Here is a 15810-nt window from a genome sequence, read left to right as displayed (position 1 = left end):
TCCTCGGCCCGCTCAGGCTTCTGCCAGCGCGATGTGATCCGGCGCAAAGCGGCGCCACTCGGGAATGGCCGGCTCGAAGCCCAAGGGGCGCACCAGGGACGGAACCTGACGAGTGTCGAGCGTGAAGTTTTCCCTCCGCCGCGCAACCGTCGGGACCGCCGAGATCAACCGCCTGGTATAGGAATGCTTGGGTTCCGACAAGACCGAGGCGGCATCACCGATCTCGACGATCTGCCCGGCATAGATCACTGCGATGCGATGGGCGATGCGCTCCACGACAGCCATGTCGTGCGAGATGAACAGATAGGCGAGCCCGTATTCGCGCTGAAGTTCGATCAGCAATTCGAGAACCTGAGCTTGAACGGATACGTCGAGCGCGGACACAGCTTCATCCAGCACAAGCACTGACGGATTCAGCATTAAAGCGCGCGCAATACATAGTCTTTGCCGCTGGCCCCCGGAAAATTCGTGCGGATAGCGCTCCAGCGCGTTTTCTGGCAAGCCTACGCGCTTGAGCAGCATGACCATTCGCTCGCGGGTTTCGGCGGAAACCCGCGCGCCCGCGGCGATCACCGGTTCGGCAAGGATGCTATCGATGCGCAGTCTCGGATTGAGCGAAGCGTATGGGTTCTGGAAAACCATTTGCACCGCGCTCGTGCGATCCGCCGCCTTGCCGCTATTCGTCGTAAAGGTGCCGCGGGTCGATTTCACCAATCCGAGGATCGCGCGGGCTGTGGTGGATTTACCCGATCCGCTCTCGCCGACGATTGCCAGTGTCTCGCCCGGCATCAGGTCAAAACCAACGCCTTCGACGGCATGAACGGCGCCGCTCGACCGCCGAAGGAGGCCGCCCTTGACCGGAAAACGGACGGTCAAGCCATCGACCTTCAATGCCGGCTGGGACGACACCTCGTCCCGTTGAAAATCGGCGCGTGCCGCCTGTCCGGACGAAAAATGGGGAACCGAATGCAGCAGATGGCGGGTATAGGGATGGGTTGGATGATCGAGGATCTGATTAAGCTCGCCCTGCTCAACCGCCTGGCCTGCCTGCATCACCATCACCTTATCGGCAATACCGGCGACGAGGCCGATATCATGCGTGATGAAGATCATCGACATGCCGGTTTCGCGTTTCAATTCGGCAAGGAGCGCCATGATCTGCGCCTGTACGGTGACATCGAGCGCCGTCGTCGGCTCGTCAGCAATCAGAAGACGTGGATTGCAAGCAAGCGCGGTTGCAATCATCACGCGCTGGAGCATACCGCCGGAAAGCTGGTTCGGGCAATAGGTCAAGCGCCGCGCGGCATCCGGAATGCGCACGCGATCCAAGGCGTCCCTGGCCGCCGCTTTCGCCTGACTCCCCGTCAGGCCGCGATGCAGCCGGAAGGATTCCTCGATCTGCGTACCTATGGTCAGGACGGGGTTGAGGGAGGTCATTGGCTCCTGGAAGATCATGCCGATTTCGGCACCACGGATCTTCGTCAGTTCCGCTTCGCTCGCCTTGGTCAGATCGAGGATGCTGTTATCGGCACGTTTCAGGCGGATCGAGCCGCCGGTGATGCGGCCACCGCCGAAATCGACGAGACGATTGATCGAAAGTGCGGTGACCGACTTGCCCGAGCCGCTTTCGCCGACGATTGCCAGCGTCTCGCCGGCATCAAGATCGAAGCTGACACCGCGAACGATGGGCTTGGTCTCCGGGTTGCGTCCGAAGCCGACGCTGAGATCAGAGACAGAAAGAAGCGGTGTCATACCGTCGCCCTCCGCATCTTCGGATCAAGGATATCGCGCAGGGCATCGCCGAGCAGGTTGAAGCCGAGGATGGAGATCATGATGGTCACGCCAGGGAAGATCAGCAGCCAAGGCGCCGTTTCCATAAGATTGCGACTGTCGCTCAGCATCAGGCCAAGCGAAGAGGACGGCGGCTGCGTTCCCAGGCCGAGGAAGCTGAGGCCCGCTTCCGTCAGCAGCGACCAGGCAAGCGCCAGCGTCACCTGCACGGTCAAGGGTGCGACGAGATTGAGCAGAAGATGCCGCGTCAGGATATAGGAACGGCTGCTGCCGAAGGTGCGGGCGGCATCGACGAAATCGCGTCCTTTCAAGGAAAGAGCCGGGCCGCGCACGACGCGGGTGAAGATCGGCGTATAGACGATCGCGATTGCGGCAACGCTTGTCCAGGTACCGGGGCCAACGATGGCGATGATGAGCAACGCGAGCAGGATCGCAGGGAAAGCGAGAAGCACATCCATGGTACGCATGATGACGCCATCCCAGCGCTTGCCAGACCAGGCGGCGGTTAAGCCAAGCACGGTGCCGATCAGGGTAGCAACGGCGACGGAAAAGAAGGCGACGGTGAAGGATTCGCCGATACCGTGCATTAACCGACTTGCGACATCGCGGCCGAAGAGATCCGTGCCCATCCAATAGGTGAGGCTCGGCGGATGCAGCCTGTCGATCCTATTCTGCGTCAGTGGATCGTGCGGCGTGACCCCGAGCGTGCCGAGGATGGCAAGCAAGATATAGATGAGGACGATGACGCCGCCGATCCGCCCGCTCATATGTCCGAAGATGGCTCTGATGATCCGCATCAGCCTTCTCCCAGCCGAACGCGCGGATCGAGCGCGACATAGGCGAGATCGACAAGCAGATTGACGATCATGAAGTTGAAGGCAATGAACAGCACGCTTCCCTGCACCAGCGCATAGTCACGCTGCAGGATGGCATCGAGCACCATGCGCCCCAGCCCGGGCAGGGCATAGATCTGCTCGACCAGGACAGCACCGCCAAGCAGATAGCCAAATTCGACGCCGCTCAGGGTCACCACCGGGATCAATGCATTCGGCAAAGCATGCCGCCAGATGACGCCGCGCGCCGGCACGCCACGGCTGCGGGCGGTGCGGACATAATCATCGCTCAGGACATCGAGCATGGCGGAGCGCACCACGCGCGTCACCGACGCGGCGAAAGCAAAACCGAGCGTCAGCGCGGGCAGGATCATCTGGCCGAGATTTTCGAGCGGGTTCTCCCAAAGGGGTGTGAAGGCGCCCATAGTCGGCAACACGCCAAATCCCGCCGACAAGGCATAGATCAGCAGCAGCCCGAGAACGAAGTTCGGCGTGGACTGCCCGACCATGGCGACGATGCGCACCGCAAGATCGGACAGTTTTTCATTGCGGGTGGCGGCAAAGACGCCCGCCGGCAGGCCGACGGCAAGCGCGATCACCATGGAAAGCAAAGCAAGCTCGAGCGTCAGCGGAAAGCGCTCCAGGATGATGTCGAGCACTGGTTTTCCGTAGGTGACGGATATGCCGAGATTGCCTTGGAATACACCGAGCAGCCAATGCCAGTACTGGATCGGCCAGGACTGGTCGATGCCGAAATAGGCAGCAAGGGCCTGCCGCTGTTCCGGCGTCAGCAGGCCCGCATTGGTTCCGAGCATCGCCGTGATCGCATCGCCCGGCACCAGCCGGATGGCGACGAAGACGAAGATGGACACGCCCAGCATGATCAGCGGGAATGTCATCAACCGGCGCGTCAGATACGACATTATAATTCCTCTAGAACAATTTCAGCTGAACCAAGACGTAAATTTACGGCCGAAATTGCGTAAAAACAAAGAGATAGAGCACTTCCATGATGTCATTTGAAAAGGAAATGCTCTAGCTCCCGATCGTCGTTACTTAATCGAAACCTTGCTCAGACCGAACAGCGAGCCGGTCGGCGTCGGCACGAAGCCTTCGACGTTCTTTTGCTCGGCCGTGTAGCCGTAGGCCGTATAGAGCCAGATCCAGGGCGAGACTTCGGCAAGATGCTTTTCGAACTCGGCGAAGATCTCCTTGCGCTTGGTCGGATCGGTTTCGGCGCGGCCCTTCTGCATCAGGCTATCCAGCGTATCATCGATATAGTTGGCGACCTTCTGCAGGTTGCCGGTCTTGGTCCAGTAACGGTTATACATTGAATAAGGGTCGGCACTGCCGCCATTAAGTGCCACCGCCATGTCGAAATTGCCCTTCAGCCAGGTGTCGACATAGACGTTGAGTTCCATCACCTTGATATCGAGCTTGATGCCGATTTCGGCGAGCTGCGACTGAATGACCTGCGCCTCGGCCGTGGCCGTCGGCGGCTCGCCGGTTGCGGCGATCACAGTCGCCGAAAAGCCGTTGGCAAAGCCGGCATCGGCCATCAGCTTCTTCGCCTTGGCAATATCGCGCGTGTAGCAGAAGAGCTTGCTGGGATCGGTCGCATAGAGCGGCATCGTCAGTGGCCCGGTCACCTTGCCTTCGCCGAGAGCTGCGGTGTCCATCACATCCTTGCGGTCGATGGCACACGAGATCGCCTGGCGCACGGCCAACTGATCCATCGGCTTGCGCGAGGGATTGAGCTGCAGAACGTTGTAGGAGAGCACCGGCGTGCGGGTGAGCTGCAGCTTCGACTCCTTCGGCACAAGCGTTGCGACGAGCGGATCGTTCAGAAGCGCGAAATCGATCTGGCCGGTGCGGAGCGAGGCAAGGATCGCGGTTTCATCCGGCAGCACGCTGATGTTGATGCCGTCGACGCCGGTGGCGCCGCCTGCCCAATCCTTATTGGCACTCAAGACTTCCTTGGCGTTCGGAACCCAGCTGTCAAGCTTGAAGGGCCCGGAACCGGTCGCCTTGGTGCCGATAGTGCCGGCGGAAATCTCGCTTGCCGGTACGATGGCAGCGTTGAGGCTCGTCATGGCCGTCAGAAGCGGGACGTCGGGCTGCGACAGGTTGAAGACGACGGTTGTGGCATCGGGCGTATCGATACTTGCGATCGACAGGAAGTTCGCGCGGGCGACGGCACCGGTCGCCTGATCGAGAATGCGCTGAAAGGAAGCCTTGACGTCGGCCGACGTGAGGGCTGCGCCGTTCTGGAATTTGGCCTTTGCGTTGAGCTTGAAGGTCAACTGCTTGCCGTCGGGCGAGAACTGCCAGCTTTCAGCGACACCGGGCACGATCTGCAGATTGCCGTCCAGGCGAACCAGCGGCTCATAGATCAGCTCCAGCAGGCGGATGGAGGAGAAGGCGGTCTGCTTATGCGGATCGAGACCGGTTGCGTCCTGCGACCATGCCATGCGCAACGTCGCTGCCTCCACAGGCATCGCAACCGTCGCCAGACCGATCCCCACGACCAGCGCCACGCCTGAAATCAGCTTCTTTCCAAAATTCCCTTCCACTTTCAGTCCTCCAAATTTTTTAAATGTCCCCGGCCGATTTTGGCCATTGATTGCCGTCGCGGTTAGCTGCGACGGTTGTCTCAAGCAGTCCTGGCGTTGATGGCCTTGCGCAGGAATCCATCAGCGTTTTGCAATGCCACGCGGGCTTCTTCAATGCCCATCCCGGTAATTTCCATGAGAATGGCTAGCTTGACGTCATTGCCGGTCAGGTCGAGCACACGGCGCGCTTCCTGCTGCGTACAGCCGGTCGCCTGCATGACGATGCGCGAAGCGCGCGCCACCAGCTTCTTGTTGCTGGCGCTGACGTCGACCATCAGGTTCTGATAGCTCTTGCCGATGCGGATCATGCTCGCCGTCGTCAGCATGTTGAGAATGAGTTTCTGTGCCGTGCCGGATTTCAGACGGGTCGAGCCGGTCAGGATTTCCGGGCCGACAACAGGCGAGATCGCCAGATCAGCGATGCCGGCGATGATGGAATTGGGATTGCAGGATAGTGCGACCGTGAAAGCGCCAATGCTCTTGGCATAGTTCAGGCCGCCGATCACATAGGGTGTGCGGCCGCTGACGGCGATGCCGACGACCACATCATCCTTGGTGAGATTGATCTCTTCCAGCGCCTGACGCCCCTGTACCGGATCGTCCTCCGCGCCTTCGATCGAACGGCGCAGCGCATCCGGGCCGCCCGCAATCAATCCGATGACCATATCCGGCGGCACGCTGAAGGTGGGCGGGCATTCGGAGGCATCCAGAACGCCGAGACGGCCGCTGGTGCCGGCCCCCATATAGATCAGCCGTCCGCCCTTCTGGAAGGCGGCGACGATCTGATTGACGGCGGCGGCAATCGCCGGAATGACCTTCTCGACGGCGAGAGGCACCGTCTGATCCTCATAATTGATTTCACGCAAGATATCGAAAGTCGGCAATAGATCGATATGCATCGTATTCGGATTGCGCCCTTCGGAAACCAATTGTTCCAGTTCGGATATCAACGTCTGTTCTGTCATGGGCCTGCTCGCGAAATAACGCTTCGATATCAATAGCTCGCAGGGGCAAGTTCGATCATTCTAATATCGAACACACCGCAGCAAGGGTCGGCTTTCAGTCAGACGGCCGATCAAATTCAGCCTGGGCTCGGACGGCCTTTTTCGGCTTCGCTTCCTGCCCACTCCCTGTTTACCTTGGTTAACACTATGTCTGATTATTCCTTTCGTCAATCTACAAAGGAATAAAATATTCCACTTCTGCCACGCAAATTCACCACTGCGATTATGCGAGGCAGCACACAGCGGCATGTGTAATTTGCCGACTGCGTCAGCTAGCGCTGCGGCTCGGTCAGCTTAATCGTAGAGGAGGTCGCCATCGTCGCGCTGGTTGCTATTCATTGTGGAGATAGCGATCATTCCGATCTGAAAACCGCCGGAAGATCAGCCGATACATCGAGCGGCTGGAAGTGCCGCAAGTTCTCGGTAATGACGGTCAGGTCATAAGCCCGCGCCGTCGCTGCAATGATAATGTCGCCGAGGCCGGGATTGTGACCCTTGCTCAGGGCATCGTCTTCCAGAGCGCCGACGATCCGCGCAACCACCGTATCCATGGGTAGGATACGATCACTGAAACTGTCCATGATGAAATTGAGCCAGTCAGAGAGACGCTTGGCTCGCTCAGTCGCGCCACGGCGATGAAGAGAGCGTATTCCCTTTTCGGTCTCCGAGACAGACATGGCCGACAGAAAGAGCGCATCGGCTTCGCCCTGACTGTGGAACCAGATCCGGATGGCATCGGAGGGCGGCACCTTATCCGGTGCAAACCTGCTGATAATATTCGTATCGAGCAGGTACCCTGTCACAGATCAACGTCCCTCATTTTTGACGAGTTTCGATCTAGATCGACACCACCGGGAAAGGTGAGCAGGAAATCCCCGAAATTCGGCTTTGGCTTCTCCAAAGCCTTCTTTGCGGCCTCTGCCGCTTCGACCGACACAAGTACGGCAGCGGGCTTCCCGTGGCGCGTAATGGTGACAAAATCACCATTGGCAGCTTCATCGACCAGATTGGCAAAGCCTGCCTTTGCTTCTGCTACGCTAATTGTTGACATCACGGCCCTCAATCGAAAATGACCATATATAGTCAAAATAGGACCTGCCGTCGACGGAATCAAGGGGGAAGAGAAAGACGTTTATTGTATGCCCGCAATCATTCAGTACGACCGCAAACAGCTCGTCTTGCCAGAATGATCGCACCGGATACGGCGTCACCATCGATGGGTTTCAAGCGGCGGCGTACATCGGGCGAGAGCCACGGTTCAAGTGGACTTGCGAGACCGCCGAGCAGGCAGACGCGCGGTGCACCTTTTTCGAACAGGGTGCGAACCAGCGTATCGATATGGCCGGCCGCACTTTGCACGATTCGCCGTGCGGCGGCATCGCCCTGATCGGCATGTCGCAGGACCATGGGCGCAAGAGCCGCGTAGTCCGTGGCCGAAGCCCGGTCCATCCAGGCGACCGCCTCCATCGGATCGTTCTGGAAGCGCTGCATGATTTCGGCCAGCAATGCGGTCTTCTGTTCGCGACCGTCATGCGCGCGCAGTGCAAGCTGAACCGCTTTCAGACCGAGATAAGCGCCACTACCCTCATCCGAAATCGGAAAACCATAGCCGCCGACCCGCAATTGCCGGCCTTCGACGAGACCGAGCCCGATGGAGCCCGTCCCGGCAATGACGATGGCACCATCGCGACCGGAATGGGCGCCGAGGCAGGCGCCCTCCCCGTCGCTGATGAAATCGATACTGGCGAAGGGGTGTTCTATCGCCTTCAGCGCGGCAAGGGCGCCTTTGCGGCCGATCCCGGCCAACCCGACACCGACATGGATGCGCCCAAGATCGGAGGCACTCAGCCCCGCCTCCTCGATAGCGGCATCGAAGGCGCGCGAAATCGATGCCCACGCTTCGTCAATCCCTAACCGGGTCGTTGCCGGCCCGGACAATCCCTGCCCTAAAACCGTGCCCTCGACATCCTCGATGCGAGCCCGGCAGCCGGTGCCACCGCCATCGATGCCGAGGAAATAGGGAGCGTTTTCCGATGGGGCGGTCATGATGTCAGCCGTTCGATATCGGCACCGCAGAGACGCAATTTGCGATCAAGCTGCTCATAGCCACGATCAAGATGATAGACGCGGTTGACGATGGTTTCGCCCTTGGACACGAGGGCGGCGAGAACCAGCGACACGGATGCCCTGAGGTCCGTCGCCATCACCTGCGCGCCCTTGAGCGGCGCCCCGCCGCGCACCAGTGCCGTCGTGCCCTGCAGGGTGATGTTGGCGCCGAGCCGCGTCAGCTCCGGCACATGCATGAAACGGTTTTCGAATACCGTTTCGCGGATCAACGACGCGCCTTCGGCGCAGCAGGCCAGAGCCATGAACTGCGCCTGCAGATCAGTTGGAAAACCCGGATAGGGTTCGGTGGTGATATCGGCTCCCTTGAGTGGGCCATCCCTGGAGACGACAAGGCCTCGGTCGCTGGGCCAGACGCTGACACCCATGGCTTCGAGCGCCTGGACGACCGAGGCCAGATTTTCCAACCGCGCATGAATGAGCTCGAGCTGGCCGCCGGTGATCGCAGCCGCTACGGCATAGGTTCCCGCCTCGATTCGGTCGGGAATACCGTGATGCTTGGCAGGGCGCCAGCTGGTGTCGCCGTCGATGAGAATACGATGTGTGCCGGCTCCTTCGATCCGCGCACCCATGGCGCAAAGACAAGCCGCGAGATCAGCCACCTCCGGCTCACGGGCGGCATTCAGGATCTCGGTTTCGCCCTTGGCCGCGCAGGCGGCCATTATGGCCGTCTCCGTCGCGCCGACGGATGGGGAGCTCAGCACGATCCGCGCGCCCTTCAGCCCATTCGGCGCCGAGGCGACGATCAGGCCGCTTTCGATCGCGATATCGGCGCCCAAAGTCGCCAGCGCCTTGATATGCATATCGACGGGCCGGGCTCCGATGGCGCAGCCGCCCGGAAGGGAAACACGCGCATGGCCGAAGCGGGCTAGCAGCGGCGCCAGCACAAGAACGGTCGCCCGCATGCGCCTGACCGTATCGTAGGACGTCTCTTTCGAGACGATTTCGCTCGCATCGATCGTTGTGCCGTGCGGCCCGCGAGTGATTTTGGCGCCGTGCAGCGCAATAACGCCGAGCATATTCTCGACGTCGCTGACGGCGGGCAGGTTCGTGAGCTCCAGCGGATGCGGGCTCAAAAGCGCTGCGGCGATCTGCGGCAAGGCGGCGTTCTTGGCACCCGCGATGGTCACCGCGCCCTGCAACCGTCTGCCGCCGGAGATGCGAAGTCTGTCCATGATGAAAATCCGTCGAGGAAAAGGTAAGGACGCCACGAGTCCTTCACGCGTTTCCCCCAAAGACTAATCGGTCATTCCATGCTGTCAACCAGATTTGGAATTTTTTATTCCAACCTGCTGTGATAACGTCCGATCGCACGAAGCGAGATTGCCGAGCTTGAACCGGATGCTATTTTTGGTGCGCTCGTGTGGGTGGGTAAAGCGGCCTTGACGGCTCGAAGGGACAAATGTCGATCTTAAAGAAAATCAGCGCGCAGCTGGAAAGCATGGCCCCCGCCGATCGCCAGATCGGTCAGTTCATCATCGACAATCCCGACCAGATGCTGCGCCTTTCTTCCGCAGCACTTGCTGTTGAAACGGGCCGCAGCCAGTCGAGCGTCGTGAAATTCAGCCAGAAACTCGGCTATGCCGGCTATCAAGAGCTGAAGCTGGCCGTCAGCGAGGCGAAAGCGCAGGAATGGCAGGCGCCGGCCGGCATGATCCACGGCACGATCGAAGTGGGCGACGGCTATCTCACAATCCTGCAGAAGCTGCTCGGCAGCAAGATGCAGGCCATGCAGCAGACCATTTCCGTCAACAACGAAGCCGATATCGAAAAGGCGCTCGAGGCGCTTCATGATGCCCGGCGCATCCATCTGGCCGGGGTCGGCGCCTCGTCGCTGGTCGCGCGCGACTTTTCCTATAAGCTGATGAAGCTCGGCCGTAACGTGCTGCATGACAGCGACAGCCATGTGCAGATGGCCAATGCATCGACGCTTGGGCCTGACGACCTGCTCTTTGCGCTGTCCTATTCCGGCGCCAGCATCGAGACACTGCGGATTGCGGAGCTGGCAAGCCAGCGCCAGGCAACCGTCATTGCCGTCACCGGGCTGCAGGATAATCCGCTTGCCCGCGTCGCCGATATCTGCCTCCATACCGTCGGCGACGAGGATCGCGTGCGCTCGTCGGCGATTACCGCCCGCGATGCACAGCTGATGCTGACCGACCTGCTGTTCATTCTCCTGGTGCAGCGTCAGCCTGATGCCAACGATTATGTCCATAACAGCGAGACGGCCGTTTCCGTGCTGAAGGCCAAGCGTCTTTCATAAGATCGCGCTCCGGTAACCAAGCTGTGACGACCGCGACCCTGTACGGTGGTGATTTCGGGACGTAGCTTGGCGATCCAAGCAAATCATACCGGAGACATTCCATGGACCTCGGCCTCAAGGATAAAGTCGTTCTGATCACGGGCGGCTCCAAGGGCATCGGCTTCGCCTGTGCTGAACTCTTCCTGCAGGAAGGTGCACGGGTTGCGATCTGCTCGCGCTCACAGTCGAATATCGACGCCGCGCTTTCCCGGCTTCCTGGTGCGCGCGGCTATGCCGCCGACCTGATCTCCGATGAACAGGCGCTTGCCGTGGTGAACAAGGTCGAAACGGAAATCGGCCCGATCGACATCCTCGTCAACAGCGCCGGTGCCGCAGCGCGCACGCCCGCCGACAAGCTGACGCCCGCCATCTGGCGCGCTGCGATGGATGCGAAATACTTTTCCTACATCAATGTGATCGATCCCGTCATCAAGCGCATGGGCACACGCGGCTCAGGTACCGTCATCAATATCATCGGCAACGGCGGCAAGGTCGCCTCGCCCGTCCATTTGGCCGGAGGATCGGCCAATGCCGCCCTGATGCTCGCGAGCGTCGGGCTTGCTAACGCCTATGCCGGCAAAGGTGTGCGCGTCGTCGGCCTCAACCCCGGCCTCACCGAAACGGATCGAGTCGCCGAGGGTCTCAAAGCAGCCGCGAAGGCTTCCGGCTCGACCGAGAAGGAGGCGCTAGTCGATGCGCTGAAGCGTATTCCGATCGGCCGCATGGCAGACCCCGCCGACATTGCCAATGTCGTTGCTTTCCTGAGTTCGGCCAAAGCAAGCTATGTCACCGGCGTCGTGATCAGCATGGACGGCGCGCAAGTGCCGGTCGTTGTGTGAAAACTGAACAGAGGCTTGGTCGCATCAGAATCAAGAAGTCAATTTGGCTTACGTGTTGACCGGGCTCAACTTGATCGGGACCCTTTTGCATTGAAGAAGCGATATATGCGTGCTATCTAGATCACTCATCTAGAAAGATCGCGGCCATGGCGTTGAGCATCAAGACCGAAGAAGCGGATCGGCTGGCGCGGGAATTATCCCGCCTGACCGGCGAAACCATGACCGACGCCATTACCCAGGCCATGCGCGAGCGGCTTGAACGGCTGCGCGCCAAGCAGGAGGCGGAGGGCGACTATATTGCCCGCATGAGAGATTTCGTTCGCGGGCGCGCCAGCCGCTACGACCGCCGGCCCGTCACGAAACAGGAATGGGATGAAGCGGTCGGCGACACAGCTGAAGACCTCGATTTCCCCCGATGATGATCGTTGATGCGTCTGCCATCATTGCGATCATGTTCGAGGAGGCGGAAGCTCCAGACTGCATGATGGCCCTTCAGACGGACGCTCAGCGTCTCATATCGGCTGTGAATTACGTCGAGGCCGGAACAGTCATGGCGGGCAGGATCAAAGAGGGAGACCGGCATGAAGCGATTGCCGATCTGGATGAATTTTTAACCGAATTCCGCATCGAGATTGCCTCGATAGATGAAGATCTCGCGCGAGCCGCGATGAAGGCCCGTGTGGAATACGGCAAGGGTTTCGGCACGCGAGGCGGCCTGAATTTCGGTGATTGCTTCGCCTATGCTCTTGCCAAACGACATTCAGCCCCTCTGCTCTATGTCGGAGATGATTTTGCGTTGACCGACGTGCGATCCGCATTGATGAAGTAAATGACCAACTGGAAGCTGGAGAGCCGGTAACCTCGCGTTACCGGCCCTCCAAAATGCGGAACTTACCCTACCTCAGGCCGCTGCCTTCCAATCCAGCCCGATATCGAGCGTCGGAGCACTGTGAGTCAGCCAGCCAACGGAGATGAGATCGACGCCGGAGGCCGCGATTGCGGAAGCCGTCGCCGGCGTGATGCGGCCCGAGGCTTCGGTGATGGCCCGGCCGCCGACGATATCGACCGCCTCGCGCAGTTGATCCGGCGTCATGTTGTCGAGCAACACGGCGTCGACGCCCTCCTGCATCGCTTCGCGAAGTTGCTCCAGCGTATCCACCTCGACCTCGATCTTGACCATATGACCCACGCCCGCCTTGGCGCAGCGAATGGCTTCAGTGATGCCTCCGGCAATGGCGACGTGATTGTCCTTGATCAATACCGCGTCATAGAGCGCGAAGCGATGGTTCATGCCGCCGCCGGCGCGCACGGCGTATTTTTCCAGCGCCCGAAGACCAGGTGTCGTCTTGCGCGTGCAGACGATCGAGGCCTTCGTGCTTGCGATCGCCTCGGCGACGTCGGCCGTCACGGAGGCGATACCAGAGAGATGACCGAGGAAGTTGAGCGCGGTGCGTTCCGCCGTCAGCAGGCCGCGGGATGGCCCTTCGATCGTCGCGATGACCTCGCCCGCTTCCACCTTGGTACCGTCTGGCACGTGACGGGTCATGACAATGGTGGGATCGACCAGCTGGAAGGCAAGTTCAGCGGCGTCGAGACCTGCGATAACGCCCGGCTGGCGGGTGACCATAGCAACGCGGGACCGATGTTCCGCCGGGATGACGGCCGTAGATGTGATGTCGCCGGCGAGGCCGAGATCTTCGACCAATGCATTGCGCACCAGTGGCTCAACGATCAGGCGCGGGAGGGGAGCAAGCGTCATGTCAGGCACTCCTTGCGAGCGAATAGGGGGTGACGGACCTGGCAATATCCAAGGCGTCGGAAAGGTTCATCATGCGGCGCTGCGCATATTGCAGTTTCAGCGGAAAATCGGTGCGCGCATGGGCACCGCGCGACTCCGTCCTGAGGCTCGCAAAGACGGCGATCAGCAGGGCCACCAGCGCGGGGTCTGTCGCTGGCCCTTCGCTCTCGCAAAGCGGCAGGAGTGCGGCAATCGCACCATGGATGGCACCTGCGTTGCGCAGCACACCGAGATGGCGCGACGCGATCGGCCGGACGAACGTCAGGTCTGGCGCAAATGTCTCGGGAAGTTGCTTCTGCAATCTTGCGGGGCTTGCATCCGTGCCGGCGATATCGTGCGCCGCCCGCATACCCATGACCGCAGCCTCCAGCAGGGAGTTGCTGGCAAGGCGGTTGGCGCCGTGCAGGCCGGTGGAAGCCGCCTCGCCCACCACCCATAGGCCGGGAGCCGAACTGCGGCCGTTCTCGTCGGTCGCAACGCCACCCATATGATAGTGGACCGCCGGACGCACCGGGATGAGATCGCTCGCAGGATCGACGCCTGCCTCGTGGCAAAGGGCCTCGATGACTGGAAAGCGTGTGGCAAAACGATTGCCGAGCGCGCCTCGCGCATCGAGGAAGACCCGACCGCCGCGGGCGATTTCCGCGCTGATCGCGCGTGCGACCACATCGCGCGGCGCAAGCTCGGCACCTTCGACACCGGCCATGAAGCGCTCGCCGCTCTCATTGACGAGGAGCGCGCCTTCGCCGCGAACCGCTTCGCTGACAAGCGCCAGCGGACGCCTGCGACTATCGAGCGCAGTCGGATGGAATTGCACGAATTCCATATCGGCAAGCCGTGCCCCTGCCCGTGCCGCAAGCGCAATCCCCTGCCCGAAATTGCCGACCGGATTGGTCGTGGCATCGAAGAGGCCGCCGATGCCGCCCGTGGCAAGGACGATACGGGAGGACGGCAAGATGACGTTGCCCTTGCTGGTCAGGCACAAAAGGCCGGCGACACGATCCCCATCCAGCAGCAGCCGCTGCGCCTGATAGCCCTCGAGCACTGTGATCGACGGCGTGCGGGCGACCGCCTCGGCAAGTGCGCGAACGATGGCGGCACCCGAGCCATCGCCCTTGGAATGCACGATACGCCGAAGCGAATGTGCAGCTTCGAGACCGAGTGACAATTCGCCGGCATCGTTGCGGTCGAACTCGACGCCGAAGCGCTCCAGCGCCGCGATGGCCGCAGGGGCTTCTGCAACGATCCTTGCCGCGACCTTTGCATCGCAAAGTCCATCGCCAGCAGCGAGCGTATCGGCAAGATGCAGGGCCGCGCTGTCGCCCTCACCTATGCCGGCGGCGATGCCACCTTGCGCCCAGGCACTTGAGGTCTCCGCGCCGATCAAGGCGCGGGTAATAATCACGGTTGGTTCGGGAGCCAGCGTCAGCGCCGTCATCAATCCGGCGAGGCCGCTGCCGACGATGACGATGCGGCCGCTCAAGTCTTCACGAATCTCGCTCATATCGCCAGCATCCTTTCCACTGCGCGGCGGGCGTCTGCGGCAATTGCCGGGTCGATCGTCACCTCATGCCGCCCCTCTTCCAGGGCCTTGCGAATATTGCCAAGCGTGATGCGCTTCATGTGCGGGCAAAGATTGCAGGGCCGGATGAATTCGACATCCGGGTGATGCACGGCGACATTGTCGCTCATCGAACATTCGGTGAGCAGCACCACACGCGACGGGTGCTTCTTGCCGACATAGTCAGACATGACGGCGGTAGAACCGGCGAAATCGGCGGCTTCGACGACATCAGGCGGGCATTCCGGATGGGCCAGTACGGTCACGCCGGGATAATTCTCGCGAAGCTGGCGGATATCGTCCGCGGTGAAGAGCTCGTGGACTTCGCAATGCCCATGCCAGGCGATGAGCTCGACATTGGTTTCGCGTGCGACGTTGCGCGCCAGATATTCGTCCGGCAGCATCAGCACCTTCGGCACGCCGAGCGATTCCACCACCTGCCGGGCATTGCCCGAAGTGCAGCAGATATCTGACGCCGCTTTTACGGCTGCCGACGTATTGACATAGGTGACCACCGGAACGCCCGGATGAGCCTGACGCAGCAGCGCGATATCTTCCGGCGTGATCGATTCCGCCAGCGAGCAGCCCGCTTCCATATCCGGGATCAGAACCGTCTTTTCCGGGTTCAGCAGCTTGGCCGTCTCGGCCATGAAATGCACACCGGCCAGGACGATGATATCGGCATCGACCTCCACGGCCTTCCGCGCAAGCGCGAGGCTGTCGCCGACGATATCGGCAACGCCATGGAAGATTTCCGGCGTCTGATAGTTGTGAGCGAGAATGACGGCATTGTGCCGCCGCTTCAATTCGAGGATCGCCTCGACGTCATCCTGAAAAGTCAGCCATTCAGCTTTGGGAATGACGCGGCTGACGCGATCGTAAAGGGAAGATGCGGATACGGGAAGATTCATGGCCGGCTCCTTATTATACTCATTTTGAGTATATC

Annotated in this window: 16 protein-coding genes; 4 read left to right on the top strand and 12 right to left on the bottom strand. The window is 60.6% G+C overall.

All coding sequences use genetic code 11. From position 1 onward, the window contains the following. Positions 1 to 12: 12 nt before the first annotated feature. The 9 genes from FBZ99_RS16675 to murA form a co-directional block, all read right to left on the bottom strand. The gene (locus tag FBZ99_RS16675; RefSeq protein ID WP_145634076.1) at positions 13 to 1752 is read right to left on the bottom strand and encodes an ABC transporter ATP-binding protein; all 1740 of its coding nucleotides are present in this window, start codon (positions 1750 to 1752) and stop codon (positions 13 to 15) included. Beyond that, a complete protein-coding gene (locus tag FBZ99_RS16670; RefSeq protein ID WP_113354404.1) occupies positions 1749 to 2588 on the bottom strand; it encodes an ABC transporter permease in 840 nt (279 codons plus the stop codon). The genes FBZ99_RS16675 and FBZ99_RS16670 overlap by 4 nt, the downstream gene beginning before the upstream one ends. After that, positions 2588 to 3547, bottom strand: a complete 960-nt coding sequence (locus FBZ99_RS16665; RefSeq protein ID WP_145634074.1) for an ABC transporter permease — start codon at positions 3545 to 3547, stop codon at positions 2588 to 2590. Before FBZ99_RS16665 ends, FBZ99_RS16670 begins: the two co-directional genes overlap by 1 nt. Positions 3548 to 3676: 129 nt before the next feature. Continuing rightward, positions 3677 to 5122 carry an ABC transporter substrate-binding protein gene (locus tag FBZ99_RS16660; RefSeq protein WP_233788594.1) on the bottom strand — a complete coding sequence of 482 codons (1446 nt, stop codon included), beginning with the start codon at positions 5120 to 5122 and terminating at the stop codon, positions 3677 to 3679. Between the two features lie 155 nt (positions 5123 to 5277). Next, positions 5278 to 6201 (bottom strand): N-acetylmuramic acid 6-phosphate etherase, encoded by a 924-nt coding sequence (gene murQ / locus FBZ99_RS16655; RefSeq protein ID WP_113333215.1) that lies wholly within the window; start codon positions 6199 to 6201, stop codon positions 5278 to 5280. A 392-nt stretch (positions 6202 to 6593) separates the two neighbouring features. Further along, positions 6594 to 7043: a type II toxin-antitoxin system VapC family toxin gene (locus tag FBZ99_RS16650; RefSeq protein WP_113354401.1), complete on the bottom strand. Its 450-nt coding sequence runs from the start codon at positions 7041 to 7043 to the stop codon at positions 6594 to 6596. Beyond that, positions 7040 to 7291 carry a type II toxin-antitoxin system Phd/YefM family antitoxin gene (locus tag FBZ99_RS16645; RefSeq protein WP_095436838.1) on the bottom strand — a complete coding sequence of 84 codons (252 nt, stop codon included), beginning with the start codon at positions 7289 to 7291 and terminating at the stop codon, positions 7040 to 7042. The genes FBZ99_RS16650 and FBZ99_RS16645 overlap by 4 nt, the downstream gene beginning before the upstream one ends. Positions 7292 to 7389: 98 nt before the next feature. Beyond that, positions 7390 to 8286 (bottom strand): N-acetylglucosamine kinase, encoded by an 897-nt coding sequence (locus tag FBZ99_RS16640; protein WP_113354400.1) that lies wholly within the window; start codon positions 8284 to 8286, stop codon positions 7390 to 7392. After that, a complete protein-coding gene (murA, locus tag FBZ99_RS16635) occupies positions 8283 to 9539 on the bottom strand; it encodes a UDP-N-acetylglucosamine 1-carboxyvinyltransferase (protein WP_113354399.1) in 1257 nt (418 codons plus the stop codon). Before murA ends, FBZ99_RS16640 begins: the two co-directional genes overlap by 4 nt. A 227-nt stretch (positions 9540 to 9766) precedes the next feature. On the opposite strand from murA, the gene FBZ99_RS16630 reads away from it, so the two are divergent. From FBZ99_RS16630 to FBZ99_RS16615, 4 genes are all read left to right on the top strand, one after another. Continuing rightward, entirely contained in the window at positions 9767 to 10627 is an 861-nt protein-coding gene (locus tag FBZ99_RS16630) for a MurR/RpiR family transcriptional regulator (protein WP_113354398.1), read from the top strand. Between the two features lie 101 nt (positions 10628 to 10728). Then, a complete protein-coding gene (locus tag FBZ99_RS16625) occupies positions 10729 to 11505 on the top strand; it encodes an SDR family oxidoreductase (RefSeq protein ID WP_145634068.1) in 777 nt (258 codons plus the stop codon). Between the two features lie 146 nt (positions 11506 to 11651). Then, complete coding sequence (locus FBZ99_RS16620) at positions 11652 to 11924, top strand: type II toxin-antitoxin system VapB family antitoxin (protein WP_113333209.1); 273 nt, start codon at positions 11652 to 11654, stop codon at positions 11922 to 11924. Next, positions 11921 to 12334 carry a type II toxin-antitoxin system VapC family toxin gene (locus FBZ99_RS16615; RefSeq protein ID WP_113354396.1) on the top strand — a complete coding sequence of 138 codons (414 nt, stop codon included), beginning with the start codon at positions 11921 to 11923 and terminating at the stop codon, positions 12332 to 12334. The genes FBZ99_RS16620 and FBZ99_RS16615 overlap by 4 nt, the downstream gene beginning before the upstream one ends. Before the next feature lie 72 nt (positions 12335 to 12406). Here the strand turns inward: FBZ99_RS16615 and nadC are convergent, their stop codons facing one another. The 3 genes from nadC to nadA are packed head-to-tail and all read right to left on the bottom strand — an operon-like array spanning position 12407 to position 15775. Further along, positions 12407 to 13264 carry a carboxylating nicotinate-nucleotide diphosphorylase gene (nadC, locus tag FBZ99_RS16610; protein ID WP_113354395.1) on the bottom strand — a complete coding sequence of 286 codons (858 nt, stop codon included), beginning with the start codon at positions 13262 to 13264 and terminating at the stop codon, positions 12407 to 12409. A 1-nt stretch (position 13265) separates the two neighbouring features. Continuing rightward, on the bottom strand, positions 13266 to 14807 hold the full coding sequence (locus FBZ99_RS16605; RefSeq protein ID WP_113354394.1) for an L-aspartate oxidase: 1542 nt from the start codon (positions 14805 to 14807) through the stop codon (positions 13266 to 13268). Then, complete coding sequence (gene nadA, locus FBZ99_RS16600; protein WP_113354393.1) at positions 14804 to 15775, bottom strand: quinolinate synthase NadA; 972 nt, start codon at positions 15773 to 15775, stop codon at positions 14804 to 14806. Before nadA ends, FBZ99_RS16605 begins: the two co-directional genes overlap by 4 nt. Positions 15776 to 15810: the final 35 nt, after the last annotated feature.

Origin of the sequence: Rhizobium sp. ERR 1071 (genome assembly GCF_007828675.1) — a bacterium.
GTDB lineage: Bacteria > Pseudomonadota > Alphaproteobacteria > Rhizobiales > Rhizobiaceae > Rhizobium > Rhizobium dioscoreae.
Note: the sequence above shows the minus strand (reverse complement) of the source record. Positions and strands in the feature narration are given on the sequence as shown.